Origin of the sequence: Sporosarcina oncorhynchi, assembly GCF_033304615.1 — a bacterium.
GTDB lineage: Bacteria > Bacillota > Bacilli > Bacillales_A > Planococcaceae > Sporosarcina > Sporosarcina oncorhynchi.
The window spans coordinates 314,299-337,783 of the sequence record NZ_CP129118.1; the positions used below are offsets into that span (position 1 = coordinate 314,299).

A 23,485-nucleotide genomic window follows, 5' to 3' on the forward strand; every position below is an offset into this window, starting at 1 on the left:
AGAATGTGTAGGGAGCAAAAAGATATGTTAGAGCGGATAATGTTTGATTTTCAATATGAAATTGAACAGTTAAAAGAACAATTCGGATTTGATTACGTTGCGCTTGCGCTTGTGCAGTCATCCGAACGGCGATTTGAATTGAAATGGACATTTGTGGCGGGAAACCGCAGTGAAAGGTATCGGCGGATTAAACTCCAGTCCGGTAAAGGCGTTGCCGGTCTTGTATTCAAGACGGGAAAACCAATGTATATCGGAGATGCGGAGTCAGAACTGAAAGAGATGGATCTGTTCAACTATCCGATTGTCGTAGCGGAAGGATTGAAGAGTTTCGGCGCCATTCCGCTGTATAAATATAACCGTGTACTGGGTGTATTACTAGTGGGTTATCGGACAGAAATGGGCTTGACCCCCATGCAGTTTGAAGCGTTTAAACAACGGATAGGACCCCGGTTCGGGCCATTTTATAATAAGGAGATGGTGACCGATGAGTCGGACGAATAATGTGCAACTGTCCGCGCTGCTTATGAAAATGTACAGCAATTCGGGTGAAGCCATCTTCTTCTTTGATAGTAATGGAAAAGTGCTGTCTATGAACAAGGCGGCTGAAGACATTGTTAGTGAAGATGTATACACGCGGATGATGCAAGGAAGTACAGATGCGATTTGTCTGACATGTAAAGGGTTTACGAGTTCAGAAGAAAAACAGACGTGCGTTTCTTGCTACATGTCAGACCCGGATAAGGATGTCGGTTCATTCCAAGTGTATTTCGAAACAGAGGGACGAGGCATTATTCCGTATTCAGGAAGTATTCAAACCATCGATACTGAAATGGGTATAAGGGCTTTTATGCTGCGTGATCTGACTGTGCAATACAAGACACAGGAAGAACTGAATCAGAAACAGTTAATGAAACAAGTTATCAAGGCGCAGGAGAATGAACGGAAGCGTATTTCGCGTGAACTTCATGACGGCGTGGCACAAGAAATGCTCAGCTCGTTGGTAGATTTGCGCGTCTTGAAATATATGGATGTCGAAAAAGATGTTCTGAAGAAAGTTGAGCAGACGGAAGGTACATTAATGCGTCTGTTAGATGATATCCGTCATCTGTCCGTGGAGTTACGCCCTGCAACGTTAGATGATCTTGGTCTTGAAGCGGCGTTCCGTACACATTTTAAATGGTTGGAGAAGAATTACGGTTTTGTTGTCGTTTTCCACCCTGAACTACAATCAAAGCGATATGAAGGGGAAATTGAAACAGTCGTCTACCGGATTTGTCAAGAAGCGGTATTTAATGCGCTGAAATATGCAGATGTTGACGAAGCTGTCGTCCGTTTATATGAGGAAGATAATTTTCTTCGTTTAATCGTGGCAGATGAAGGGAAGGGTTTTCAAATCGACAACACGACTCCCCAAGGCACAGGGCTCGGCGTTCACGGCATGAAAGAGCGTACGGAGCTAGTCGATGGTTCAATAACAATCCGTTCTGAAATAGGAAAAGGAACGGTTGTACTATTGGATGTACCGATTCGTGAAGGGGGAGAAGGTTTGTGAAAATTATTATCGCAGATGATCATGCCGTCGTGAGAAGTGGGTTCATGCACATCCTTAACTATCAGAATGATATGGATGTTGTAGCGACTGCAGCTGACGGTTTGGAAGCATATGAATTAGTAGCGAAACACCGTCCGGACATATTGCTCATGGATTTGAGCATGCCGCCCGGCGAAAGTGGATTGATTGCTACAGGGAAAATCAAAGAAGATTTTCCGGAAACGAAAGTCATCATTCTAACGATGTACGATGACGAAGAGTATTTGTTTCATGTATTGAAAAACGGAGCATCGGGGTATGTACTTAAAAACTCTCCCGATGAAGAACTATTGACGGCTATTCGTACGATTTATGATGGAGGTACTTATATCCACCCGTCCATGGCGACATCTCTAGTTCGACAGTTTGTGAAGAAGGACTTCGATGAAATGGAGACCGATCCTTATAAAATTCTTTCTCGGCGCGAGATTGAGATCCTGCCACTTGTCGCAAAGGGATATGGCAATAAAGAAATCGCCGAAATGCTTTATATTTCTGTAAAAACCGTCGAAGCTCATAAGTCTAAAATCATGGAGAAGCTACATTTGAAAAACAGGCCTGAGCTCGTCGAATATGCACTGCGAAAGAAATTTCTAAACTTCTGACAGGAGGTGTGATTTTGACGACTGCCAATACATTTAAAAACGATTTGCCAGCGTTACGCATTCTTGAAAATGAACATAACTATCTATCCTATTTGATGGATGGTTGGCATGCAATTGTATTAGGGTTTGAACGTGATATCTATACGGAGGAAGAAGCGAGAGAAGCGATAAAAACATTACGCAAACTAATCGTGGAGTTCATCGAACCTTTTAAGAACCATACGGAAAAAGAAGAGGGAATTCTGTTTCCTATGTTGTCTAAGTATATTGGTGACGAGCAAGGGCCAATCATGGCGCTTGAAGAGGAACACGAAGAGATCGACGCGTACATCGGCCATTTTCTGCATCATACACTGGGTGATATGGGTGCCTTGTCGTTACAGCAAATGAAAGATGTGGTGAAGGATGCAGGGGAAGCCTTCGAAGTAATCATCATTCATTTCGTTAAAGAACAATCAATCGTATTTCCGATGGTGATTAATACATTACGTATTACAGAGCAAGATCAATTGGCGGAGGAACTTCATACATCCATCATTTAATTAGTAGAAAGCAGATCTAACATGCACTTACTACTTTCAGAAATGGACTGATTGGAATGGTTAAAAAAGCTCAGTTGCCGTTACAGACCGCAAACCTGGTTGTTGGATTCATGGTGTGGGTCCTAATATCTTCCTTACTCCCATTCATCGCAGAAGACATTGCAATCCCCCCTGAGAGGTTAGCGATTGTCACGGCTGTACCTATCGTATTGGGATCGATTTTACGTATCCCCCTAGGTTATTATGCGAATGTTTTTGGAGCGCGTATCATCTTCATGGTTAGCTTCATCTTGCTGCTTTTTCCGGTGTTCTACATAAGTGAGACATCTACATTCACCGGATTGATTATCGGAGGGACTTTCCTTGGTATCGGAGGCGCGGTCTTCTCAGTAGGTGTTACATCGTTACCGAAGTATTATCCGAAATCCAAGCATGGATTAGTTAATGGGATTTATGGAATGGGGAATATCGGAACCGCAGTTTCGACATTTGCTGCTCCTGTCATTGCCACTCAAATTGGCTGGTCGATGACAGTTAAATTGTACTTAGTCCTATTGTTAGTTTTCGTAGCATTGAACTTTATCTTCGGTGACAAACAGGAAGTGAAAAGTAAGACACCAATTGTTGAACAGATAAAAGGTGTTTATAAAAATGAAAAACTATGGTTCTTCTCATTGTTCTATTTCATCACTTTTGGTTCGTTCGTGGCGTTTACCGTATTTCTGCCGAATTTCCTCGTAACCTATTTCGAGTTGGAGAAAGTAGATGCAGGGATGCGAACGGCTGGATTCATCGTTGTTGCGACATTACTGCGCCCGGTCGGTGGTTGGCTCGCCGATAAGTTTCAGCCGTTGTTCCTGCTCATGGGTTCTTTTGCGGGATTGACTGTAGCTGCAATTATTCTGGCGTTTTCTCCCGGAATCGAATTGTATACAGTAGGCAGTATTTTAATCGCTTCAATGGCGGGGATTGGGAACGGCGTTATATTCAAACTCGTTCCATTCTATTTTAATAAGCAAGCGGGTATTGCAAACGGAATCGTCTCCATGATGGGTGGACTTGGTGGGTTCTTCCCTCCGTTATTATTGGCTACAATCCATTCCATGACGGGATCGTATTCTATTGGTTTCATGGCATTCTCACAAGTCGCGCTCGTCAGTCTTGTACTAGTTGTATGGCTCTACTATATGGATCGCTTATCCTTGGCAAAAGAAGTGTTCGATTCTACAGGACAAGGGATACTTGTCACGAACCCTGATGGCACAATCCTGTCTGTTAACCCTGCATTTACGAACCTGACGGGGTATACTGAAGAAGAAGTGGTAGGGAGTAATCCGAATCTTCTCAGTTCAGGCAGACAATCGAAACAATTTTATACAACCATGTGGAGCATCATCGGTGATAAAGGTTCCTGGCAAGGCGAAGTTTGGAATAAACGCAAAGACGGCACTGAGTATTTAGAGTTATTAACCATCAATGCCGTGCAAAATAAGGCTGGAGATATCGAACGGTATGTAGGTACTTTCACGGATATTACTCCGCAATCCAAAGAGGGCAGCCGATCGTAATGATCGGAAGCCCTCGCTTCATTGAAAGTAAGGAGTGGTGACGGAAATGGACAATAGATATTCTCGTCAGACGCTGTTCAAACCAATTGGTAATGCAGGTCAGGCCTTATTGAAGGATGCCCATGTCGTTATCATCGGTTGCGGCGCGTTGGGCTCACCTATTTCAGAGACACTCGTCAGGGCTGGCGTCGGCAAATTGACGATAGCTGATCGCGATTATGTCGAGTTGTCCAATCTGCAAAGGCAACAGTTATTTACGGAGCAGGACGCGTTGGAAGGTACACCGAAAGTGGTGGCAGCGGCACGTCGCTTGAAAGAAATTCGTTCGGATTGTGAAATCCATACAGTGCTAGACCATATCGACGGACCGTTATTGGAAGAAGTGGCGGACGGTGCTGACCTGATTATGGATGCGACCGATAACTTTGAGACAAGGCTACTGATGAATGATGTTGCCTGGAAAAAAGGGATACCGTGGATTTATGGAGCTTGTGTCGGTAGTTCAGGCACTGTCTTTTCGTTCGTACCGGGTGAAACGGCTTGCTTCCGCTGTTTGTTGCCTGTCATTCCTTCGGTTAATGAAACATGTGATACTGCAGGCATTATAGCGCCAGCTGTTCAAATCGTAGCGGCGAGACAGGCAGCAGAAGCGTTAAAGTGGTTGACGGGCAACAAAGAGTCAATGATGACGAAGCTACTCCATTTTGATGTGTGGAACAATACACAAGTGGAAGCAGGAATTTCACGGTTACGCAACAAAGCATGTGAAACATGCGGGGAAATACCTACATACCCTTCCATCGATCAAGCGGAAGGGACAAATTACGCCGTGTTATGCGGTAGGGATACCGTCCAGATTATTCCTGATCGCAATCGTTCACTGACACTTGCAGACGGAAGACGGCTCGCGGAGCGATTAGGAGCAGACTATAAAATGACGCCCTTCTTCGTAGAATTCCACGCAAGTGGTTATCGTTGTGTCCTGTTTCAAAACGGCCGACTGCTCATTCATGGATTGCGTGATAGGCAAGAAGGACGTAAGCTATATCATCACTTTTTTGGATAAGGGAAGGTGTATGGAGTGTCGCATTTGACAGAAATAGATACAAAACAACCGGTAATTATCGGAGTGTTGACGGTAAGTGATACAAGAAAGAAAGAGACGGATAAAAGCGGTGCAACAATTATCCGGATGGCAGAGAGTGCCGGTCACCGAATCGGGGATTACCGGATTTGTACGGATGACCCTGCTGAGATTATGACAGTCGTGGCAGATTATATGAGGCATGACGCTATTCAAGCAATCATCATTACAGGCGGTTCGGGCATTAGCAAACGTGATCAGACAATCGAGACAGTCGCACCGCTATTCAATAAAAGTCTTGACGGATTCGGTGAGCTCTTCCGTTTCCTTAGTTATACGGAAGACGTCGGATCTAAAGCGTTGTTGAGCCGTGCGACTGCGGGTGTAATCGGGGAGAAAGTGCTGTTCGCACTGCCTGGATCGTCCAAGGCGGTCGAACTGGCGATGGAGAAACTGATTATCCCTGAGCTGCACCATATCATTCATGAAATAACGAAATGAAAAAAGCGGTTCTGTCATTACAGAGCCCGCTCGAAATCTCCATTCTTGCCGCCGGTCTTTTTCAATAGCATTGTTGGACCAATGATCATCTCTTTGCCGGCGGCTTTGCACATATCATAAATCGTTAACGCAGCGGCAGAGGCAGCAGTCAACGCTTCCATCTCAACACCCGTAACGCCTTTCGTTTTCACTTCTGCTTGGATATGTACTTCATATCGGTTGTTTGATTCGTCAATCTGCCATTCAAAGTGGACGTCGACACCAGTTAGAGGAATCGGGTGACACATTGGGATGAGGGATGACGTGTTTTTAGCCGCCATGATGGCAGCAACTTGCGCAACGGCGAAGACATCTCCTTTTTTATTCGTCCCTTCGGTGATTTGCGAATGAATCAGTTCATTCACAACGATGGATGAAATAGCAACTGCAGTTCTAGTCGTTACAGATTTATCGGAGACATCAACCATCTTGGCGCGTCCTTGGTCATTAAAATGCGTCAGTTCAGACATTGCACTCAGTCCTTTCAAGGGTGGTTAGAATAATTTTTCAGTCATATATCGTCAACTTTCAGTATAGCAGAAGATAGGAGAAGATTCGCATGGTCGAAATAAGAAAACCGATTCCAGTTACTGAAGCTATTCGTCAAGTCATGGAGCATGTTACGCACCTGGGGACGGAAATCGTTCCACTTGAAAATGCGTATGGAAGAATACTGGCGGCACCGATTATCGCCAAACACGATGTACCTCCTTTTGACCGATCGCCATATGATGGATTTGCAATCCGTGCAATCGATTCCGCTGGTGCATCAGGTGAAAACCGTATGCCTTTCCACGTAATCGGCGAAATTGGTGCAGGTCTCCTTGGAGATAAACCGATCGGTGAAAAGGAAGCATATCGGATTATGACAGGCGCGCAAATCCCTAAAAATGCAGATGCTGTCGTCATGTTTGAACAGACGGTGGAAAATGAAAATGGGTTCACATTGCGCAAACCATTCGATGCAGGGGAGAATATTTCGGTACAAGGTGAAGATTGTAAAGAAGGCGAATTGCTTATTGAGGCAGGCACACTCATCCACCCGGGAACAATCGCATTACTCGCGACATTCGGTTATGCGTTTGTAGAAGTCGCCATTACTCCCGTCGTCGGTATTCTTTCGACAGGAACCGAATTGTTGAACGTGGATGATGAGCTAGTTCCAGGTAAAATACGCAATTCGAACGGTCCAATGATTCGCGCGCAGCTCGATCGTATGGATATCTCTTATAAATCGTACGGAATGGCTGCGGATGAGCTCGACATGTGTACGTTCGTCGTGGAAAAAGCCTTAGCTGAAACAGACATGCTAATTACGACAGGCGGCGTCTCAGTCGGTGATTATGATTACTTGCCTGCCATTTACGAACGCTTAGGTGCCAAGATATTATTCAACAAAGTAGCGATGCGTCCAGGTAGTGTCACGACAGTTGCAGAGCTTAACGGCAAATTATTATTCGGATTGTCGGGTAACCCTTCCGCCTGTTTTACCGGTTTCGAATTGTTTACAAGACCAGCTATTCTTGGGATGATGGGAGGCACAAACCCGTATATGCCAAGAATGAAAGCTATATTAGGTGAAGATTTCAAAAAGCCGAATCCGTTTACACGTTTTGTCCGTGCTTCTTGGGAGTTCACTCCGACAGGCGTCATTGCAGTGCCTGCAGGTTTCAATAAATCCAGTGCAGTCTCTTCAATCGCTCGCGGCAATTGCATCATCGTATTGCCTAGCGGTACGAGAGGGTTTTCGACAGGTGATGAAGTGGATATCCTCCTACTAGGAAGTGAGCTTGGCGTCAGTGAGTGGACGTTGTGAAGACGCTTCACATCGTCGGCTATAAAAATAGCGGGAAGACAACACTGATCGCGAGGTGGATTCGTGTATTGAAGCAAAGAGGCCTGACAGTTGCGGTATTGAAGCATCATGGACATGGCGGGAAACCGGATCTGGCGGACAATGATACGGATACGAACCAATTTTTAAAGAATGGTGCTAATGCGACAGTTGTGGCGGGTGGCGGAGCTATGCAGTTCATCTGGAATGAAGAGCCTGATTTCCTCCGTCTAAAAGAGATGGCGGCAACCGGAAAGCCCGACATCCTACTTGTTGAAGGGTATAAAGAGGAACGAGGCGATAAAGTGATTCTCGTTCGCGACGAAGAAGATTGGCAGACACTCAGTCTTTTGCAAGGCCGGATTCTTATTATTGGTAGTCCGGATTTCGCTGTTGATTGTCCTCAAATAACAAATAGAGAACAGCATACTGAAATCGATAAGTGGTTCAATGAATGGGTGGAGGAGGGGACTGGCGATGAAACAATATGAAATTGTAGAAACACCTATAGATATCAAGCGGTATTCTGATTATGTTCTTCATCCTGCAGCGGGCGCGGTTACGATTTTCACTGGCAACGTACGAGAGTGGACACATGGTGTGAAGACGTTATATTTAGCGTATGAAGCGTATATCCCGATGGCGGAAAAAAAACTTGCGGAAATCGGTGCGGAAATGGAAGTGAAGTGGCCGGGAATCCGTGTGGCGATTGCGCATCGAATTGGTGAATTGCAAGTGTCGGATATCGCTGTTGTCATCGCTGTTTCTTCTCCGCATCGCAAGGCGGCGTATGAAGCGAATGAATATGCGATTGACCGCATTAAGGAAGTCGTTCCGATCTGGAAAAAAGAGATTTGGGAAGACGGAGAAGAGTGGATTGGCGCACAGAAGAAATATCCTGAAAAGGGGGTTGAACAACAATGATACAAGTAAATTATTTCGCGCGGTTGCGGGAGTTGACGGGTAAAGGCCAGGAGACGCTCAATCGCGACTCAATGACAGTTAAGGAACTGTTGGAGTGGGCAGAAAATACGTATCCCGGTTTTGGAGCTGACACAATTCAAGTTGCGGTGAATGAGGAGTATGCCCTGAAAGATGATCCGATCCGTTCAGGTGATATATGCGCCTTCATCCCGCCCGTGAGTGGGGGCTAATGAAGACGGTTGGCGTCGTTCTTGCAGGTGGATTATCGAGCAGGTATGGTTCACCGAAGGCGTTTGCGAAGTGGAATGGGTTTTATTTCTATGAACTGGCAATGAATGTGCTGGCACCGTATTGTGATGAAGTTGTCATCGTGACAAGACCGGAATTGGCTGGAAAGTTTGACCACACATTACGAGTAGTGACGGATCTTGCGGAAGTTGCGGGAGAGGGACCGCTTGCGGGGATCTTATCCGGCATGGATGCGGTTGATGCTGATCGATATATCGTATTGCCGTGTGATATGCCGTTCATGACGAGTGAAGTGATTGCCAGGCTAGTCGAAAGGCATGAGTCAGCTGTAACGGCTGTCGTACAGGAAGGGAAACTGCATCCGCTTGTGTCTGTTTGGTCGGGTAAGGCGAAAGTGGAATTGCTGTCTGCACTTGAAAGCGGACAGCGCAAAGTGATGAAAGTGCAGGAAAAGCTTGGCGTGAAATGGATTGAAGGCATTACGTTAAGTGACAATCCCCAACACGTCCTAAAGAATGTGAATACTCCGGACATCTTGAGAGGAGTTGACCTAGATGAATCCGATTGTAGATAAATTAGGCCGCCCGATCCGTGATTTACGGATTTCCGTTACGGACCGCTGTAATTTCAGGTGCACCTATTGCATGCCAAAAGAGATTTTCGGAGACGATTATGTGTTCCTGCCGAAAAGTGAGCTGCTTTCGTTTGAAGAGATGGAACGGTTTGCGCGCCTCTTTGCAGCACTCGGTGTGAAAAAGTTGCGCTTGACTGGCGGAGAACCGCTCATGCGTAGGGGTCTCCCGGATTTGATTGATAAGCTGACGAAAATCGATGGAATAGAAGATATCGGACTGACGACGAATGGCGTACTGCTTGGCCAATATGCACAACCGTTATACGATGCAGGTTTACGACGCTTGAATATGAGTTTGGATGCACTTGATCCGGATATTTTCGGTAAGATGAATGGCCGTGGCATTAAGCCTGACCTGATCCTGAAGAATATTGACCGCGCGAAAGAAATCGGCTTTACAATCAAGGTGAATATGGTCGTGAAAAAAGGTGTCAATGAAAGCGAAATCCTTCCGATGGCGGCGTATTTCAAAGAAAGGGATATTACATTGCGCTATATTGAATTCATGGATGTCGGCAATGACAATGGCTGGAGTTTTGAAAGTGTCGTGACGAAGAAGGAAATTTATGAACGGCTTGCGGCTGAATACGAGATGGAACCTTCTGAAGAAGAGTATTTCGGTGAAGTGGCGAAGCGTTACCGATATGTCGGGACGGATGCTGAAGTCGGGTTCATCACATCGGTCTCGGAATCGTTCTGCTCATCGTGCACAAGAGCGCGGTTGTCTTCAGATGGCAAGTTGTATACATGCCTGTTCGCGTCAGAAGGATTCGACTTGCGTGAGCTAATCCGCAGTGGGATGACGGATGAAGAGTTGCTTGCAGCGATAACGGGTGTGTGGGAACGCCGTGCGGATCGCTATTCAGATGAACGGACGGAACAGACAGTGAAAAACCGGAAGAAGATCAATATGAGTTATATAGGTGGATGAATAAAGTGCTTCGCTGCTGCGGAGCATTTTTTTTGTGCCGAAAACTGCCTTGGTGAGTGGTTAGAAGAGCTTGAAATGGTAGTTTCCTTTGCTAGTTGTTCGATCGATACAAATACAGGATCGATCGATTTGCTCCTCTTACTATTGCTGCAAGTTGTTTCGCGTTAAATTCCCAGCACAATATTTTGAAGGAAGGCATATGTAGTTGTCCCTCTTAATAGATTGTAATAGCACGAAAAGCGGGAACACCTTTGCTTGGAAACGGTCTGTACGAGTAGCTGGAACGAAGTGCAAATAGAAGCGGAATGGAGGAAAGGGAATTGAGTGCAATTATTATTGCATTGGCAGGGATGGTTGTTTTTGCGCTGGGCTATCGGTATTATTCAAAATTTGTTGCTGTAAAGATTTTTAAGCTCGACCCGAATTACGTGACGCCTGCGCATCGATACAAAGATGGCGTCGATTTTGTTCCGACGAACAAGTTTGTACTATGGGGCCACCATTTCACATCAGTTGCTGGTGCAGCACCGATACTAGGTCCTGCAATAGCGGTCTATTGGGGCTGGTTGCCTGCCCTGCTATGGGTTGTGTTAGGAACGGTTTTCGCTGCAGGTGTCCATGATTTCGGGACATTGGTGCTATCCGTACGTAATAAAGGACAGTCGGTCGGTACATTAGCGAATAAGTTAATTGGACAGCGAGCAAAGATTCTGTTTTTATTCATTATCCTCATCCTTGTTTTAATGGTGAATGCCGTATTTGCTTGGGTCATTTCCAACTTGTTCATCAAATTCCCGGCGAGCGTTATCCCAGTCTTCATCCAGATTCCGCTCGCAATTTGGATCGGTACTGCCGTTTATAAGCGCCAAAAGAAGATGCTTGTCCCTTCGCTCATTGCATTGGGGGTCATGTACTTTACAGCAGTCGTCTCCAGTAAAGTGGGTTTTCTGCAGATCGATCTTGTTCAATACATGGGCGGTGCGGAAGGGGCAGGACTATTTGGTCTCGGTTCTGTGTCGACAGCATTTTTCATCTGGATCATGATTTTAATGGTGTATGTCTATTTCGCTTCCACGCTGCCGGTTTGGCGTTTGCTGCAGCCGCGTGATTTCATTAACTCCCATCAGCTGGTTGTCGGTCTTGGTATTCTCTATTTGGGCTTGCTATTTACGAACCCTACAATCACGGCACCTATGACAAATGCCACTTCAGATGTATCGTGGTTTCCGCTTTTATTCATAACGATTGCCTGCGGGGCCATTTCAGGATTCCACGGACTCGTTTCGTCCGGGACTTCATCGAAGCAGTTGAATAAAGAAACGGACGCACGGTTCGTCGGCTATCTTGGCGCAGTAGGTGAAGGAATTCTAGCACTTATTTCAATCATTGCAGTCATCACCTTTTTCCCGAATAAAGATGCATTCCTCGCTACCTATAGCAGTTTTGGTGCAGCGAATGGGTCGGGACTTACTGTGTTTGTGCAAGGAGCGAGCCAATTGGCGACGGGCTTAGCCATCCCTGCCGATGTTGCAACGACAATCGTTTCGATCATTGTTATTAGCTTTGCGGCGACAACATTGGATACATCTGTACGGCTCATGCGCTATATCATTGCTGAACTCGGAATGGAATACAATATGCCGAAACTTGCGAAGAAGCATGTCGCGACATCTGTTGCGGTTCTATCCAGTGCCGCACTTGTTCTCCTTCCACAAGGGCCGAATGGATTCGGATCAGGCGGCTATTTACTATGGCCATTATTCGGAACGGCGAATCAGTTATTGGCAGGAATCAGTTTATTGCTCATTGCGGTATGGCTGAAGCGACTAGGCAGGAATTACTTAATAGCTGTTATTCCAATGATTTTCCTGCTGTTCATGACATTACTTGCCATGTTCAAGCAAGTTGTATTTGAGTGGTCCTGGTTTGGTTCCAATTCGAATTGGCTGCTCTTCATTTTTGGGGCGATCATCTTCGTGTTTGCAATCTGGATTATTTTGACGGCATTTTCCGCCTTGTCGGGCAAAAATGATCCGAAGCTATCAACGGACATCGACGACTAATCGTTGGAGGAATTTACATGATCGATTCCCTGAAAAAACTGATCTCCTATTATGAAGAAGTTATTAGCTTGCCTCATCGCCGAGAAATTGCTGCGGAGTTACGAGACGAGGAGGACCTGTTTTTCCTTCTTCTTTATTCCGAAATGATCGGTATTCCGAACCCGGCGTACTATTACACATTGGAACTTTATCCGTATATGATCGAAAAATTCCACGACTGGCATTTACGGATGGGCATGGAGAAATCTCCGATGCATGGCATCCGTTGTTGTTGAAATGAGGGGAAACGATGGACGTATTAACGAAACAGATCATATTTGTTGGGGGGAAGGGTGGAGTGGGCAAGTCGACAACGGCGGCAGCCATTGCTCACCGCCTATCCACATCCGGGTACCGAACACTTTTAGTCTCAACGGATCCAGCCCATAACGTCGGCGATATATTCGGTCGACCAATCGGCGGCAAGCCAGTCGAAGTAGCAGAACGGCTAGTCGCGCTTGAAATTGATCCGCGGCTTGAGACGGAACGGTATATCACAGGCGTAAAAAACAACATTAAAGGAGTCGTCCATTCCAGTATGATGGAGGAAGTGCACCGCCAATTGGATACTGCACAAGCTTCTCCCGGGGCGGATGAAGCAGCTCTATTTGATAAACTGATCACCATTATTCTCGAAGAACGCGCTTCCTACGACAAGATCGTCTTTGATACAGCACCTACCGGCCATACGATCCGCTTGTTGTCACTGCCTGAACTGATGGGGGTGTGGATACATGGCTTATTGGAAAAACGGAAAAAGGCAAACACCAATTCTTCGCGCCTGCTCAATGACGGGGAGCCGATTGACGATCCAATATACGAAGTGTTAGCCGAAAGACAACGCCGCTTCGCACAGGTTCGTGAACTATTAATGGATGAACAAACGACAGGTTTTATTTTCGTCTTGAACCCTGAGCGGCTACCCATCTTGGAAACCGAAAAAGCCATTCAATTATTGAACCGCCATTCGCTTGCAGTGAAGTCCATCGTCGTTAATAAAGTACTCCCTGAACACGTGGAGGGCGAGTTTTGGACTGAACGAAAAGCGCATGAGCGAAAGTATGTAGAGATGATCGAGCAGTCATTCAAACGGCAGGAAATTCACTATGTGCCACTATTTCAGAGAGATATTATAAGCTATAAGGATTTGGCTCAGTTTAGTGAGCAATTAACGTGAAAAAAGAAGAAAGCCCGCCTATCTAACTGGCGGGTTTTATCATTTCATTATGAATTCTTCATAAACCCCGCAATTGCTTCATTCACAAAATGAGCGCCGAGCTTCACCGTTCGTCCGTTTTCATCCAATGAAGGATTCACTTCGCAAATATCAAATGAACGCGTCTTCTCGTGTCCGGCGACTTTCCTTATAATTTCTCGCACAGTCGTCGGCTCCAATCCAAATGGAGAGGGGGCACTTACACCCGGCGCAAACGCCGCATTCACGACATCTGTGCATAATGTAAGTAGTACCGCATCATGCTTGTCCATGAACGCATCCAGCGAATCCATCAATTTCTCGAGCTGTCCGGCAATCATTTCATCTTCATGTACGTACTCAACACCAAGTGCATCCGCCCGGTCAAACAGTTCCTGCGTATTGCCATACCGTTGGATGCCGGCGACGAAATACCCCACATTCGCATCTTGTTCTAAAATCTGCCTGAACATCGTACCCGAGGAAATTTGCTCGTCATATGGACGTAAATCGAAATGTGCATCGATATTAACGATTCCGAGAGAAGCGTCAGGACCGAGAAATTCACGCACACCTAAATAATGGCCGTACAAAGTTTCGTGTCCGCCACCTAAAATGATTGGCGTAGACCTGTTTGAAAGCAGCGTACTTACGGCAACACCCAGTTGTTGCTGTGCAACTTCCAATGCCTCGCCTACACACGCAATATTGCCGACATCGACAAGCCGTCCGTTTTCAGGAAAACGCCAAGGCAACTTCGCAATTTCGCCCCGTAATGCATCGGGAGCTTGTGCAGCACCTAACCGTCCTTTGTTCCGTCGGACCCCTTCCTCACATTCAAATCCAACAATCGCACATGCATCCTTCGCTTCACGTACATCCTTCAATTCCACGACTTGATGGTAGCGGAAAGCTGAACGATCCGCCGTATCATCTATCCTGCCTGACCAAATGGATTCACTCATACAGCTCATCCTTTCTAAAGTAGACTCCTTGCCAACAGTATATCGCTAGATTATGATTATTCCAACAAACGATTCAGAGGAAGGTGCTCATATGAAAATCGTGCTAATCATAAAAGACCCCCTTGAAGCACAAGGAGTTAAATGGCTCCTCACCTCACAATGGACGGACGTGCAGGTGGACATTGCCGACCCAGCGGCTCCATCTATAGACGCATATCTCTACATCATCGACATGCAGTTGCTAACCGCGGAATTCGAACTGCCGCCACACGCCATCTGGCTCGGCATCTCATCTGAACGAACATTCCAAACCGTCTACAAAGCGCTAACCTTAAAAGCGGAAGACATCTTATTCCGACCCTTCCAACCGGATAGGCTCATCAGACAAATCCAGCAAATCCGTTTCCGTTGGCGGAACGAATTCGCACAGCTCAACAGACCCGTCCAACAACGTACCGACATCGTGACATACGAAAACCTGCTCATCGGCGAAACGGAAGTTCAAACGCCAGTGCTGTTAAGTTTAATCGCGCCATCACGAGTAGACGAACTCGACCATCTCGTCCGCGAACTGGACATGCATGATTTCCCAACGGCTTACGACATCTTCCCGTTTTCCGACTTTGTGCTCGTCGTCCATAGATTGAAAGAGCTGAAAACCCTTCAAGAAGCGTATACAATCTTTTATTCACAATGGAAATTGCAATCGGATGCGCTATTGACAATCTATTTACATGCGGATGAAAGCCGTACGAATTACCGCGCTCTCTACAAAAAAATGCGCCGTCTTCATGAACGAATCTTTTATGACGGGTATGATATTTTGTCGGTTGAACAGGAAGAACTTCATTGGCGGGACATGGAGCCGTTTTTGTCACCGATCGAGCAACGGAAATGGGTGGAAATGCTTGAGAAACAGCAAATGGAAGACATCCGCAAGTGGGTGGAACAAGACTTTCTAACCGTTGAATCTCCTTATCCTGATCCCGAAATGGTACGCGTTCGTTTGACGAGTATACTTGCACAAGTTCGGAGATATATGACAACAAAAGCGCTGAAATCGTACTCCATCGAGAAAGCCTATCATGCACTCTTTCAATCGGTCATCCGCGAGCCTGTCATGTACGATATTATCCAGTCTTTCATTGCGTTCATGGCTGATTTGCTTCAAGCGTCTTCTGGAGAAATGCAACAGAAGGGGAGTCTGGTCGATAAAGTGCGGGAACGAATGAACGCGAATTACTGGGATGCCTCCTGGAATTTGGCGGCATGTGCAGAAGAATTGCACATCCATAAAAGTACATTGAGCCGGAAGTATACAAACGAAGTGGGAAAATCTTTCAGCGATGAGCTGTTGGAAATTCGTATTGCAGAAGCGAAGCGGTTATTGAAAGAGACAGATTTGGCAATTGGCGAAGTATCCGAATCTACTGGATTCACCCACGCGACTTATTTTAGCAAACGATTTAAAGAAGTAATGCACATGACACCCTATCAATTCAGGATGAGCTAATACAATCTCTGAGAAATAGGTGATAGGGAAAAACTTATCACCTATTTATAGAATAAAATACATACGAATGGTATCGGAAGTGTAAAATCACTTTAAAGTATGAGATATAACTTAAAAAAGCAATCAATCTATAAATTATTAACTGAACTTTCCCTATAGAATAATAGTAACGAAAGGGAGGTTGATTGGAAATGAAAGCGGATACAGCAGATAAGGTTATTCACTATACAGGTACGGAATTGCACACGAAGGGTTGGCAGCAGGAGGCGGCACTTCGGATGTTGATGAACAATTTACATCCGGATGTTGCGGAGCATCCAGATAAGCTCGTCGTTTACGGCGGAATCGGTAAGGCGGCTCGTAACTGGGAGAGTTTTGATGCCATCGTTCGTTCTTTGAAAGAGCTTGAGAATGATGAAACGTTATTAGTTCAATCGGGGAAGCCGGTTGCGATCTTCAAATCTCATACGGATGCACCACGCGTTTTGATTGCGAATTCGAATATTGTACCTGCCTATGCAAACTGGGATACATTCCACGAGCTGGATAAGAAGGGCTTGATGATGTACGGACAGATGACAGCAGGCAGCTGGATTTATATCGGTTCTCAAGGGATTGTTCAAGGGACGTACGAGACATTTGCGGAACTTGGAAAACAGCATTTCGGCGGTTCCCTAAAAGGAACGATTACATTAACGGCTGGTCTAGGCGGCATGGGTGGTGCGCAGCCATTATCCGTAACGATGGCGGGCGGTGTTTGTATCGGTATCGAAGTCGATGAAACACGTATCGATCGCCGTATCGAGACACGCTATACGGATGTTAAAACGGATTCGTTGGATGAAGCAATCCGACTGGCTGAAGAAGCGAAAGCGGAAGGTAAAGCTTTATCGATCGGGTTACTTGGGAATGCGGCGGATATTCTGCCTGAAATGATTGCACGCGGCTTCAATCCGGACGTCTTGACAGATCAGACATCCGCACATGATCCATTAAACGGCTATATACCTTCAGGGATGTCACTAGAAGAAGCAGCTGAATTACGCGATTCTAATCCGGAAGAATATGTAAAACGTTCAAAAGCGTCCATGGCGACACATGTTGCAGCGATGATTGATATGATGGACAAAGGCGCAGTTACATTCGATTATGGGAACAATATTCGCCAAGTCGCAAAAGACGAAGGTGTTGAGCGGGCATTCGATTTCCCTGGATTCGTTCCGGCGTATATCCGTCCGCAGTTCTGCGAAGGGAAAGGGCCGTTCCGCTGGGTAGCGCTATCAGGCAATCCAGAAGATATTCGTAAAACGGATGAAGTGATTTTACGTGAATTTAGCTACAATACGCATTTATGTAATTGGATTAAAATGGCGCAGGAGAAGATTCAGTTCCAAGGATTGCCGGCGCGGATTTGCTGGCTCGGGTACGGTGAACGCGCACGTTTCGGTAAGATCATTAACGATATGGTCGCAAGCGGTGAATTAAGTGCACCGATCGTCATCGGGCGAGATCATCTCGATTCAGGTTCTGTTGCATCGCCAAACCGTGAAACAGAAGCAATGAAAGACGGCTCGGATGTCGTATCGGATTGGCCAATCCTGAATGCGATGATTAATGCGGTCGGTGGAGCAACATGGGTGTCTGTCCATCATGGCGGCGGAGTTGGTATGGGGTATTCACAACATGCTGGTATGGTCATCGTTGCGGACGGCACGAAGGAAGCAGAAGCCCGCCTTGAACGCGTGTTAACGACTGATCCGGGTATGGGTATTGCCCGACACGTCGATGCAGGCTATGATTTGGCCATTCAAACAGCAAAAGAAAAAGGGGTTAACATCCCGATGATGGAAGGTGACAAGTAATTGAAACCACTTTGGATACAACATGCGGCTCAATTAGCGACAATCTCGGGCAATAATGCGCCGCGTAAACGTGAAGAAATGTCTGAGCTCGGCATCATTGAAGATGGCAGCGTGTGGATTGAAGACGGTGTCATCCAAGCAATCGGTACAACTGAAGAATTGATAAAGCAATTTGGCGACCGTGCGGAGGAAGCGGATATTGTCGATGCGACAGGCCGTTTAGTCACGCCAGGTCTCGTCGATCCGCATACCCATGTCGTGTACGGAGGCAGCCGTGAACGTGAATTTGAAATGCGTTTGGAAGGCGCCACGTATATGGACATTATGAATGCAGGCGGCGGTATTCACGCGACGAGCCGGATGACGCGTGAAGCAACGGAAGATGAACTTGTAGAACAAACATCCCGCAGGCTCGATTCCTTCTTGAAACACGGTGTTACGACTGTTGAAGCAAAAAGCGGCTACGGCTTAAATTGGGAAACAGAATTAAAACAATTGCGTGCAGCGAAGCGGTTGAATGAAACGCATCCAATTGACCTCGTTTCGACGTTCATGGGAGCGCATGCTGTCCCGTTGGACTATAAGGGCAAGGAAGATGAATACATTGATAGCATCATCAATGACATGCTCCCCGTCGTAGCGGAAGAAAAGCTTGCCGTTTTCAATGATGTGTTTTGTGAAGTTGGTGTGTTCACACCTGAACAGTCTGAACGCATTTTGGAAGCAGGGAAGAAGCTAGGCTTGACGCCGAAAATCCATGCGGATGAAATCGAATCATATGGCGGTGCGGAACTTGCCGCTAAAGTCGGTGCCATTTCAGCGGAGCATCTATTGAAAGCATCTGATGAAGGCATCAAGGCAATGGCAGAAGCGGGTGTCATTGCTTGTTTATTGCCAGCAACTGCTTTGTACCTTCGCGAAGACGCGGCACAAGGGCGAAAAATGGTTGATGAAGGAGTCGCAGTTGCGATTTCGACAGATTGTAATCCTGGATCATCACCGACGACTTCCATGCCGCTCGTCATGAACTTAGCATGTATTTCCATGCGATTGACACCTGCAGAAGCGCTCGTTGCAGCGACGATGAATGCAGCATGTGCAATCGGGATGGAGCGTAAAGCCGGTTCACTGGAAGTAGGTAAACAAGGGGATGTCGTCATGTGGGACGTCAAGAATTATCAAGAACTGCAATATTTGTTTGGCGTCAACCATGTCGATAAGGTATGGAAAAAGGGCGAAATAGTTGTAGGGTAACACAAGTCCGTGAATGGAGTAATGGGTTCATTCACGGTATTTTTATAAGGTTAATTAACGGAAGATTCAGAAGGGGGAAGCGGAATGGAGCAAGTGGGTATACATCAACCATTCGATAGGCAAAACACTATAATAGTAGGAAATTCGATAATGGGAAAAACGTTGGTTTATATTCTAGGTAATTCGTAAATGGAGAGAGGATAACCTACATTCTTCACGCATGTTTGTTATGATAAAGCCAAAGACAGTGGGGGGTATCCATATGATCGGTAGAAATGATCCTTGCTCATGCGGTAGTGGAAAGAAGTATAAAAAGTGCTGTGGAAAGCAAGGTCCTGATCTTATTGAATTGATTGTTAATGAAGAATTGGATCTTGTACTTAGCACGTTCTTTGATGCATATCCAAAAGGGGAAGACCGGAAAGAGATGATCCGCATAATGCGGGAATGGATTATTCGTCTATCCGATAGCTGGAGTAAAGAAGATATTGAGGAAGCGGCAAGTGAATTTTATTTATTCATCCAAAATCCTCAAGGTTGGCATGCATACATACAGGAACAGCTATCGAAAACAAAACGTGAAGCTGTACTGACAATCCTGAAAGCGTGGGACAAGCCATTCCTGCTATTAGCTGAAATTGTTGGATCTGATGACGGGATGTTGCGAGTCAGGCAATTATTCACCGATGAGGAATTCCATGTAACACGCAATGAAGGAATGCCGGCGGATGAAGGGACGTTATTGTTCGGGACGGTTTTGCGGGACCAGCGCAAACGAGAAGATGCGATTGCTCCAGTTTCGTCAATGATGTTTTTAGCCAAATGGAGCAAACAGACGAAACAATCGTTGATGGAACTGCGTGAAAGTCAGGCATCCAAGCCTGTCGATGAGTTCCTGAAAGACCATACGCTCGATATTTATGAGCTATTTATCAAACGCAGCATGGCCTCTCTTAATGAGTTGGTCGAAGAAGTACTGGATCCAGCCAAACTCGATGCATTAAAAGCACTCGAAGTCGGATTGCGTGAAATGAAGCAGGACAGCGGAGCCCGGGAAATCATGCACAAGCTTGCCGTCGCCTATTTCCTGAATGATCATGCAGATATGGACGCAGGAGATGATTTTGTTGCTGCAGCCGTCTGGACAGGCATGAAGATCGGTATAGTAAGAGACGTTGAAGCATCTGAAGCGGAGATTGCAGACCAGTTCCGCTCTTCAGCTGAAGGGATGGGCAAGTACGTTAACAATTTGACTTCCTTATACGAAGAGATGATGGACAGCTTCGACGAGCCCATGGCCGTGCAGGTATATGATATCGGAACAGCTCCTCGGCAGTCTGAAAAAGGATTGTGGGAAACAGCAATGACAACAGCAGGCGTTGTCCAACCGGAACGTAAGCCGGGCGTTGATGAAGGACGCGCGCAATTACTGGCGTATGAAGCTTTTGCTGCAGATGACGATGAAAAACGCCGGGATCTTGCTGCGAAAGCATTGAAAATTTCTCCTGAGCATCCCGATGCACTGTTACTGGAAGCTATGGATGAAAAGGATCAGAGCCGTGCATCTGAATTATATGAGCACGCAATCCGCAATGCGAGCAAGACATTCGAACCGGGTGAAAATCCATGGATGAACTTGCCGAACCATCCATTCATGCGGGCTGCATTCGCATATGGCGTGCACCTGTTCATGCACCGGGACTACGGGGAAGCAGGAGATGTGTTCAAAGATCTTGTCCGTATGAATTCCACGGACAATCAAGGTGCCCGTTATGAAGCGGTTGCTTCCTTAATCCATGCAGAACGTTTTAATGAGGCGGCTGAAATCTTGGTGCGTTACGAAAAAGGATCGCAAATGGATGCAACCTACTTATATTTAGATTGGAAATTGGAATTTGAAGCATCTGGTGGTAAGTCAGAAGAAGCCGAGGCCATGCTTGATAAAGCGATAAAGGCTAATTCCCATGTTATGCATTTGAAAACATTCAAAGTGAAAACAATCAATTATCCGATGCAGATGACGATCCAACCTGGAAGTGAAGAAGAAGCAAGGTATATATGGCTGTTAGTGAATGGACCGAATTGAAGCTTAGTGTAAACCGGCAGAAACGTTTCCTGCCGGTTTAATCATGTTTACTATATTTCTCGCTTGGCGGGAGATGTTTTCAACAATCGAATCCGTAACAATAAAACTCCGCATTTTCTTTCGGAATAGTCTTTTTTCTGGATTGAATCTAAATGAGAAGAGTACGTTTTAATAACAACAAGAAAGAGAGTCTCTGAAAGGTAAATAAGCATTGCTTCAGATTTAGGGTTATTCCACAATCCGGCGCATTTGTTGAATATTTGAATACCGAAATAATAAGGAAGTGCTTAGTTTTCCAATGAACTAAGCACTTCTTTAGGTGAAAAATATTGTTACTTATATCAACCGTCGTGCTAATAATCCTCTTACTTGAGTACGAATTCGAATACTTGTCGTTCCGTCACTGCATTAAACGGAGTACATATTGATTATTATTTGTTTTTTCTAAAATAAAAAGTCACCATTTGGTATCTTCAAGTGTGTTAAGTAGTGAAAGGAGTTGAGGAATGTTGCAACAAGTTTGGTCGGATGAACTAGATGTAGAGCGAATTGTCGATACATACGGCAATATGTTGTTTAGGATATGTCTCGTTCTATTGTCCAATGAGAGAGATGCAGAGGATGTCGTTCAGGACTCTTTTATTACTTATCTAACGAAATCTCCAACTTTTAACGATTTAGAACATGAGAAAGCATGGTTAATAACGATTGCCACGAATCGCTGCAAGAATATGAGAAGGTACAATATTATTCGTAAACATATGGATATCAATGATTTACAGCTATATTCTAAGAATGATAAAAACCATGGTTTACTCGACCATCTAATGAGATTACCAACTAAACAAAAAATCGTCTTGTTACTTCATTATGTGGAGGGCTATAAAGTGGATGAAATAGCAAAAATCCTTACCATTACTTCGTCGGCAGTGAAAAAGCGGTTGCAACGGGGAAGAGAGCTACTTCGGGAAAGATATCGAAAGGAGAATGAATATGGACTTTGAGAAGATCAAAGATGCAGTTACTTCTATTGAAATGTCAAATGCTATGGAGGATCGTTTGAAAGAGAATATTGGAAAGAGAAAATCGGGCCAAGTATATTTTAAAAGATGGATCCCGGTAGCGAGTGCATTTGCAATCCTAATGGCGATTATGATGGGAGTTCCATATTTTAATAAGGACGGGGAGTTCCAAGTAGCCAATTTTACAATCACCGCTTATGCGTTAAGTGATGATGAAAATCAGTTGAATACACCGATTACCTCAGAACAAGCTGTTATTGAATTAGCAACAGGAGATAGAATGGGTATTGCCAGTATTGGCGGCGATGGATATAGATTGATTTTTACAGATGTAATGCTCAAAATAGCTGGGGAACAGATTGATTCAATTACGTATAAGATGAGCAAAGGCGAATTTGTAGAGGATTTTAAGTTTACATCTAAAAAGCATCCAAGCACTGAGTGGTTGAGAGAGGAAAAGATAAAATTCATTATTAGTGAGCCTAACTCAGGTGTATACGAAGGTATAAAGGAAATCGGGAATACGTACACAGTTAACTATAATGAACAGGAAAACTATAAATATACACTTGCAATTCCTCACGATGGCAATAATGTAATAGCTGACGACGTAATTATCAACGTACATGTAAAATATACAGATGGCACCTCTGAACAACAAGACATTCTTGTAACGCAAGAAGGAAATTCTATTTCGTTGAAGCTTAATTAACATAATCAAGATGATGGTACCACAAGTTTTTGGTGGAAAAAGCTACATGATGGATCAAGGGTGCGTTAATGGAACATTGACTTGAAACAAACGATCCAGAAAATGTTGCATGTATACTGTTGCTTTTCGTTCCGACGTATGCTGTCCAAGCGAGTTACGAAGAACTCGCTTTGCCTTAATTTCTGTGTTCTTTACAGAAAGCTCGAAAAGCTACCGCTTTATCTTGCAAAAGCCGTTCATCGTTACGGCTTTTGATAATCCCGCTGGAGTCG

General features: G+C 45.3%; 24 protein-coding genes. 22 read left to right on the top strand and 2 right to left on the bottom strand.

The features are described 5' to 3' along the window. The first annotated feature begins 24 nt into the window (after positions 1 to 24). Genes QWT69_RS01625 through QWT69_RS01655 form a run of 7 tightly spaced genes read left to right on the top strand, consistent with a single transcriptional unit; the run spans position 25 to position 5,891 of the window. Positions 25 to 501 (top strand): GAF domain-containing protein, encoded by a 477-nt coding sequence (locus QWT69_RS01625; RefSeq protein ID WP_317968329.1) that lies wholly within the window; start codon positions 25 to 27, stop codon positions 499 to 501. Continuing rightward, complete coding sequence (locus QWT69_RS01630; protein WP_317968331.1) at positions 485 to 1,552, top strand: sensor histidine kinase; 1,068 nt, start codon at positions 485 to 487, stop codon at positions 1,550 to 1,552. The genes QWT69_RS01625 and QWT69_RS01630 overlap by 17 nt, the downstream gene beginning before the upstream one ends. Continuing rightward, the gene (locus tag QWT69_RS01635; RefSeq protein ID WP_317968333.1) at positions 1,549 to 2,196 is read left to right on the top strand and encodes a response regulator; all 648 of its coding nucleotides are present in this window, start codon (positions 1,549 to 1,551) and stop codon (positions 2,194 to 2,196) included. The genes QWT69_RS01630 and QWT69_RS01635 overlap by 4 nt, the downstream gene beginning before the upstream one ends. Before the next feature lie 8 nt (positions 2,197 to 2,204). Next, positions 2,205 to 2,738 (top strand): hemerythrin domain-containing protein, encoded by a 534-nt coding sequence (locus tag QWT69_RS01640; protein ID WP_431312304.1) that lies wholly within the window; start codon positions 2,205 to 2,207, stop codon positions 2,736 to 2,738. A 56-nt stretch (positions 2,739 to 2,794) separates the two neighbouring features. After that, positions 2,795 to 4,306 (top strand): nitrate/nitrite transporter, encoded by a 1,512-nt coding sequence (locus QWT69_RS01645; protein ID WP_317968337.1) that lies wholly within the window; start codon positions 2,795 to 2,797, stop codon positions 4,304 to 4,306. Between the two features lie 46 nt (positions 4,307 to 4,352). After that, positions 4,353 to 5,372 carry a ThiF family adenylyltransferase gene (locus QWT69_RS01650; RefSeq protein WP_317968339.1) on the top strand — a complete coding sequence of 340 codons (1,020 nt, stop codon included), beginning with the start codon at positions 4,353 to 4,355 and terminating at the stop codon, positions 5,370 to 5,372. A gap of 24 nt (positions 5,373 to 5,396) precedes the next feature. After that, entirely contained in the window at positions 5,397 to 5,891 is a 495-nt protein-coding gene (locus tag QWT69_RS01655; RefSeq protein WP_431312305.1) for a MogA/MoaB family molybdenum cofactor biosynthesis protein, read from the top strand. Positions 5,892 to 5,908: 17 nt separating this feature from the next. Here the strand turns inward: QWT69_RS01655 and moaC are convergent, their stop codons facing one another. Next, on the bottom strand, positions 5,909 to 6,400 hold the full coding sequence (moaC, locus tag QWT69_RS01660; protein WP_317968343.1) for a cyclic pyranopterin monophosphate synthase MoaC: 492 nt from the start codon (positions 6,398 to 6,400) through the stop codon (positions 5,909 to 5,911). An 89-nt stretch (positions 6,401 to 6,489) separates the two neighbouring features. Between moaC and QWT69_RS01665 the strand changes: the two genes are divergently transcribed. The 9 genes from QWT69_RS01665 (at position 6,490) to QWT69_RS01705 (ending at position 13,781) form a co-directional block, all read left to right on the top strand. Next, positions 6,490 to 7,746 (top strand): molybdopterin molybdotransferase MoeA, encoded by a 1,257-nt coding sequence (locus QWT69_RS01665; protein ID WP_317968345.1) that lies wholly within the window; start codon positions 6,490 to 6,492, stop codon positions 7,744 to 7,746. Continuing rightward, positions 7,743 to 8,255, top strand: a complete 513-nt coding sequence (gene mobB / locus QWT69_RS01670; RefSeq protein WP_317968347.1) for a molybdopterin-guanine dinucleotide biosynthesis protein B — start codon at positions 7,743 to 7,745, stop codon at positions 8,253 to 8,255. The genes QWT69_RS01665 and mobB overlap by 4 nt, the downstream gene beginning before the upstream one ends. Beyond that, the gene (locus QWT69_RS01675) at positions 8,242 to 8,688 is read left to right on the top strand and encodes a molybdenum cofactor biosynthesis protein MoaE (RefSeq protein ID WP_317968349.1); all 447 of its coding nucleotides are present in this window, start codon (positions 8,242 to 8,244) and stop codon (positions 8,686 to 8,688) included. Before mobB ends, QWT69_RS01675 begins: the two co-directional genes overlap by 14 nt. Continuing rightward, on the top strand, positions 8,685 to 8,918 hold the full coding sequence (moaD, locus tag QWT69_RS01680; protein ID WP_317968351.1) for a molybdopterin converting factor subunit 1: 234 nt from the start codon (positions 8,685 to 8,687) through the stop codon (positions 8,916 to 8,918). The genes QWT69_RS01675 and moaD overlap by 4 nt, the downstream gene beginning before the upstream one ends. Next, positions 8,918 to 9,511 (top strand): molybdenum cofactor guanylyltransferase, encoded by a 594-nt coding sequence (gene mobA / locus QWT69_RS01685; protein ID WP_317968353.1) that lies wholly within the window; start codon positions 8,918 to 8,920, stop codon positions 9,509 to 9,511. Before moaD ends, mobA begins: the two co-directional genes overlap by 1 nt. Further along, complete coding sequence (gene moaA / locus QWT69_RS01690) at positions 9,492 to 10,502, top strand: GTP 3',8-cyclase MoaA (protein ID WP_317968354.1); 1,011 nt, start codon at positions 9,492 to 9,494, stop codon at positions 10,500 to 10,502. The genes mobA and moaA overlap by 20 nt, the downstream gene beginning before the upstream one ends. Before the next feature lie 320 nt (positions 10,503 to 10,822). Beyond that, positions 10,823 to 12,565, top strand: coding sequence for a carbon starvation CstA family protein (locus QWT69_RS01695; protein ID WP_317968355.1), 1,743 nt, complete (start codon positions 10,823 to 10,825; stop codon positions 12,563 to 12,565). A gap of 17 nt (positions 12,566 to 12,582) precedes the next feature. Further along, positions 12,583 to 12,840 carry a cory-CC-star protein gene (locus QWT69_RS01700; protein ID WP_317968356.1) on the top strand — a complete coding sequence of 86 codons (258 nt, stop codon included), beginning with the start codon at positions 12,583 to 12,585 and terminating at the stop codon, positions 12,838 to 12,840. A 14-nt stretch (positions 12,841 to 12,854) separates the two neighbouring features. Further along, positions 12,855 to 13,781 (top strand): ArsA family ATPase, encoded by a 927-nt coding sequence (locus tag QWT69_RS01705; RefSeq protein ID WP_317968358.1) that lies wholly within the window; start codon positions 12,855 to 12,857, stop codon positions 13,779 to 13,781. Between the two features lie 47 nt (positions 13,782 to 13,828). On the opposite strand, the gene hutG is transcribed toward QWT69_RS01705, so the two are convergent. Next, complete coding sequence (gene hutG / locus QWT69_RS01710; RefSeq protein WP_317968360.1) at positions 13,829 to 14,764, bottom strand: formimidoylglutamase; 936 nt, start codon at positions 14,762 to 14,764, stop codon at positions 13,829 to 13,831. A 91-nt stretch (positions 14,765 to 14,855) separates the two neighbouring features. Here hutG and QWT69_RS01715 point away from each other — a divergent pair, with 91 nt between their 5' ends. The 6 genes from QWT69_RS01715 to QWT69_RS01740 all read left to right on the top strand — a co-directional run bounded on the left by QWT69_RS01715 (position 14,856) and on the right by QWT69_RS01740 (position 23,213). Further along, positions 14,856 to 16,277 (top strand): helix-turn-helix transcriptional regulator, encoded by a 1,422-nt coding sequence (locus tag QWT69_RS01715; protein WP_317968362.1) that lies wholly within the window; start codon positions 14,856 to 14,858, stop codon positions 16,275 to 16,277. Positions 16,278 to 16,468: 191 nt separating this feature from the next. Next, on the top strand, positions 16,469 to 18,139 hold the full coding sequence (hutU, locus tag QWT69_RS01720; RefSeq protein WP_317968364.1) for a urocanate hydratase: 1,671 nt from the start codon (positions 16,469 to 16,471) through the stop codon (positions 18,137 to 18,139). Next, complete coding sequence (gene hutI / locus QWT69_RS01725) at positions 18,140 to 19,393, top strand: imidazolonepropionase (protein ID WP_317968366.1); 1,254 nt, start codon at positions 18,140 to 18,142, stop codon at positions 19,391 to 19,393. Between the two features lie 262 nt (positions 19,394 to 19,655). Then, entirely contained in the window at positions 19,656 to 21,479 is a 1,824-nt protein-coding gene (locus tag QWT69_RS01730; RefSeq protein ID WP_317968368.1) for a tetratricopeptide repeat protein, read from the top strand. Between the two features lie 506 nt (positions 21,480 to 21,985). Continuing rightward, positions 21,986 to 22,483 carry an RNA polymerase sigma factor gene (locus QWT69_RS01735; protein WP_317968370.1) on the top strand — a complete coding sequence of 166 codons (498 nt, stop codon included), beginning with the start codon at positions 21,986 to 21,988 and terminating at the stop codon, positions 22,481 to 22,483. Next, positions 22,473 to 23,213 (top strand): hypothetical protein, encoded by a 741-nt coding sequence (locus tag QWT69_RS01740; RefSeq protein ID WP_317968372.1) that lies wholly within the window; start codon positions 22,473 to 22,475, stop codon positions 23,211 to 23,213. Before QWT69_RS01735 ends, QWT69_RS01740 begins: the two co-directional genes overlap by 11 nt. Positions 23,214 to 23,485: the final 272 nt, after the last annotated feature.

Excerpts from the sequence above, each read along its gene's own strand:
- moaC (WP_317968343.1), bottom strand. The coding sequence starts at position 6,400 with ATGTCTGAACTGACGCATTTTAATGACCAAGGACGCGCCAAGATGGTT.
- QWT69_RS01650 (WP_317968339.1), top strand. The coding sequence starts at position 4,353 with ATGGACAATAGATATTCTCGTCAGACGCTGTTCAAACCAATTGGTAAT.
- moaD (WP_317968351.1), top strand. The coding sequence starts at position 8,685 with ATGATACAAGTAAATTATTTCGCGCGGTTGCGGGAGTTGACGGGTAAA.
- mobA (WP_317968353.1), top strand. The coding sequence starts at position 8,918 with ATGAAGACGGTTGGCGTCGTTCTTGCAGGTGGATTATCGAGCAGGTAT.
- QWT69_RS01715 (WP_317968362.1), top strand. The coding sequence starts at position 14,856 with ATGAAAATCGTGCTAATCATAAAAGACCCCCTTGAAGCACAAGGAGTT.
- QWT69_RS01630 (WP_317968331.1), top strand. The coding sequence starts at position 485 with ATGAGTCGGACGAATAATGTGCAACTGTCCGCGCTGCTTATGAAAATG.
- QWT69_RS01700 (WP_317968356.1), top strand. The coding sequence starts at position 12,583 with ATGATCGATTCCCTGAAAAAACTGATCTCCTATTATGAAGAAGTTATT.
- QWT69_RS01625 (WP_317968329.1), top strand. The coding sequence starts at position 25 with ATGTTAGAGCGGATAATGTTTGATTTTCAATATGAAATTGAACAGTTA.
- hutG (WP_317968360.1), bottom strand. The coding sequence starts at position 14,764 with ATGAGTGAATCCATTTGGTCAGGCAGGATAGATGATACGGCGGATCGT.
- QWT69_RS01740 (WP_317968372.1), top strand. The coding sequence starts at position 22,473 with ATGGACTTTGAGAAGATCAAAGATGCAGTTACTTCTATTGAAATGTCA.
- QWT69_RS01705 (WP_317968358.1), top strand. The coding sequence starts at position 12,855 with ATGGACGTATTAACGAAACAGATCATATTTGTTGGGGGGAAGGGTGGA.
- moaA (WP_317968354.1), top strand. The coding sequence starts at position 9,492 with ATGAATCCGATTGTAGATAAATTAGGCCGCCCGATCCGTGATTTACGG.
- QWT69_RS01730 (WP_317968368.1), top strand. The coding sequence starts at position 19,656 with ATGATCGGTAGAAATGATCCTTGCTCATGCGGTAGTGGAAAGAAGTAT.
- QWT69_RS01665 (WP_317968345.1), top strand. The coding sequence starts at position 6,490 with ATGGTCGAAATAAGAAAACCGATTCCAGTTACTGAAGCTATTCGTCAA.
- QWT69_RS01675 (WP_317968349.1), top strand. The coding sequence starts at position 8,242 with ATGAAACAATATGAAATTGTAGAAACACCTATAGATATCAAGCGGTAT.
- hutU (WP_317968364.1), top strand. The coding sequence starts at position 16,469 with ATGAAAGCGGATACAGCAGATAAGGTTATTCACTATACAGGTACGGAA.
- QWT69_RS01645 (WP_317968337.1), top strand. The coding sequence starts at position 2,795 with ATGGTTAAAAAAGCTCAGTTGCCGTTACAGACCGCAAACCTGGTTGTT.
- QWT69_RS01735 (WP_317968370.1), top strand. The coding sequence starts at position 21,986 with ATGTTGCAACAAGTTTGGTCGGATGAACTAGATGTAGAGCGAATTGTC.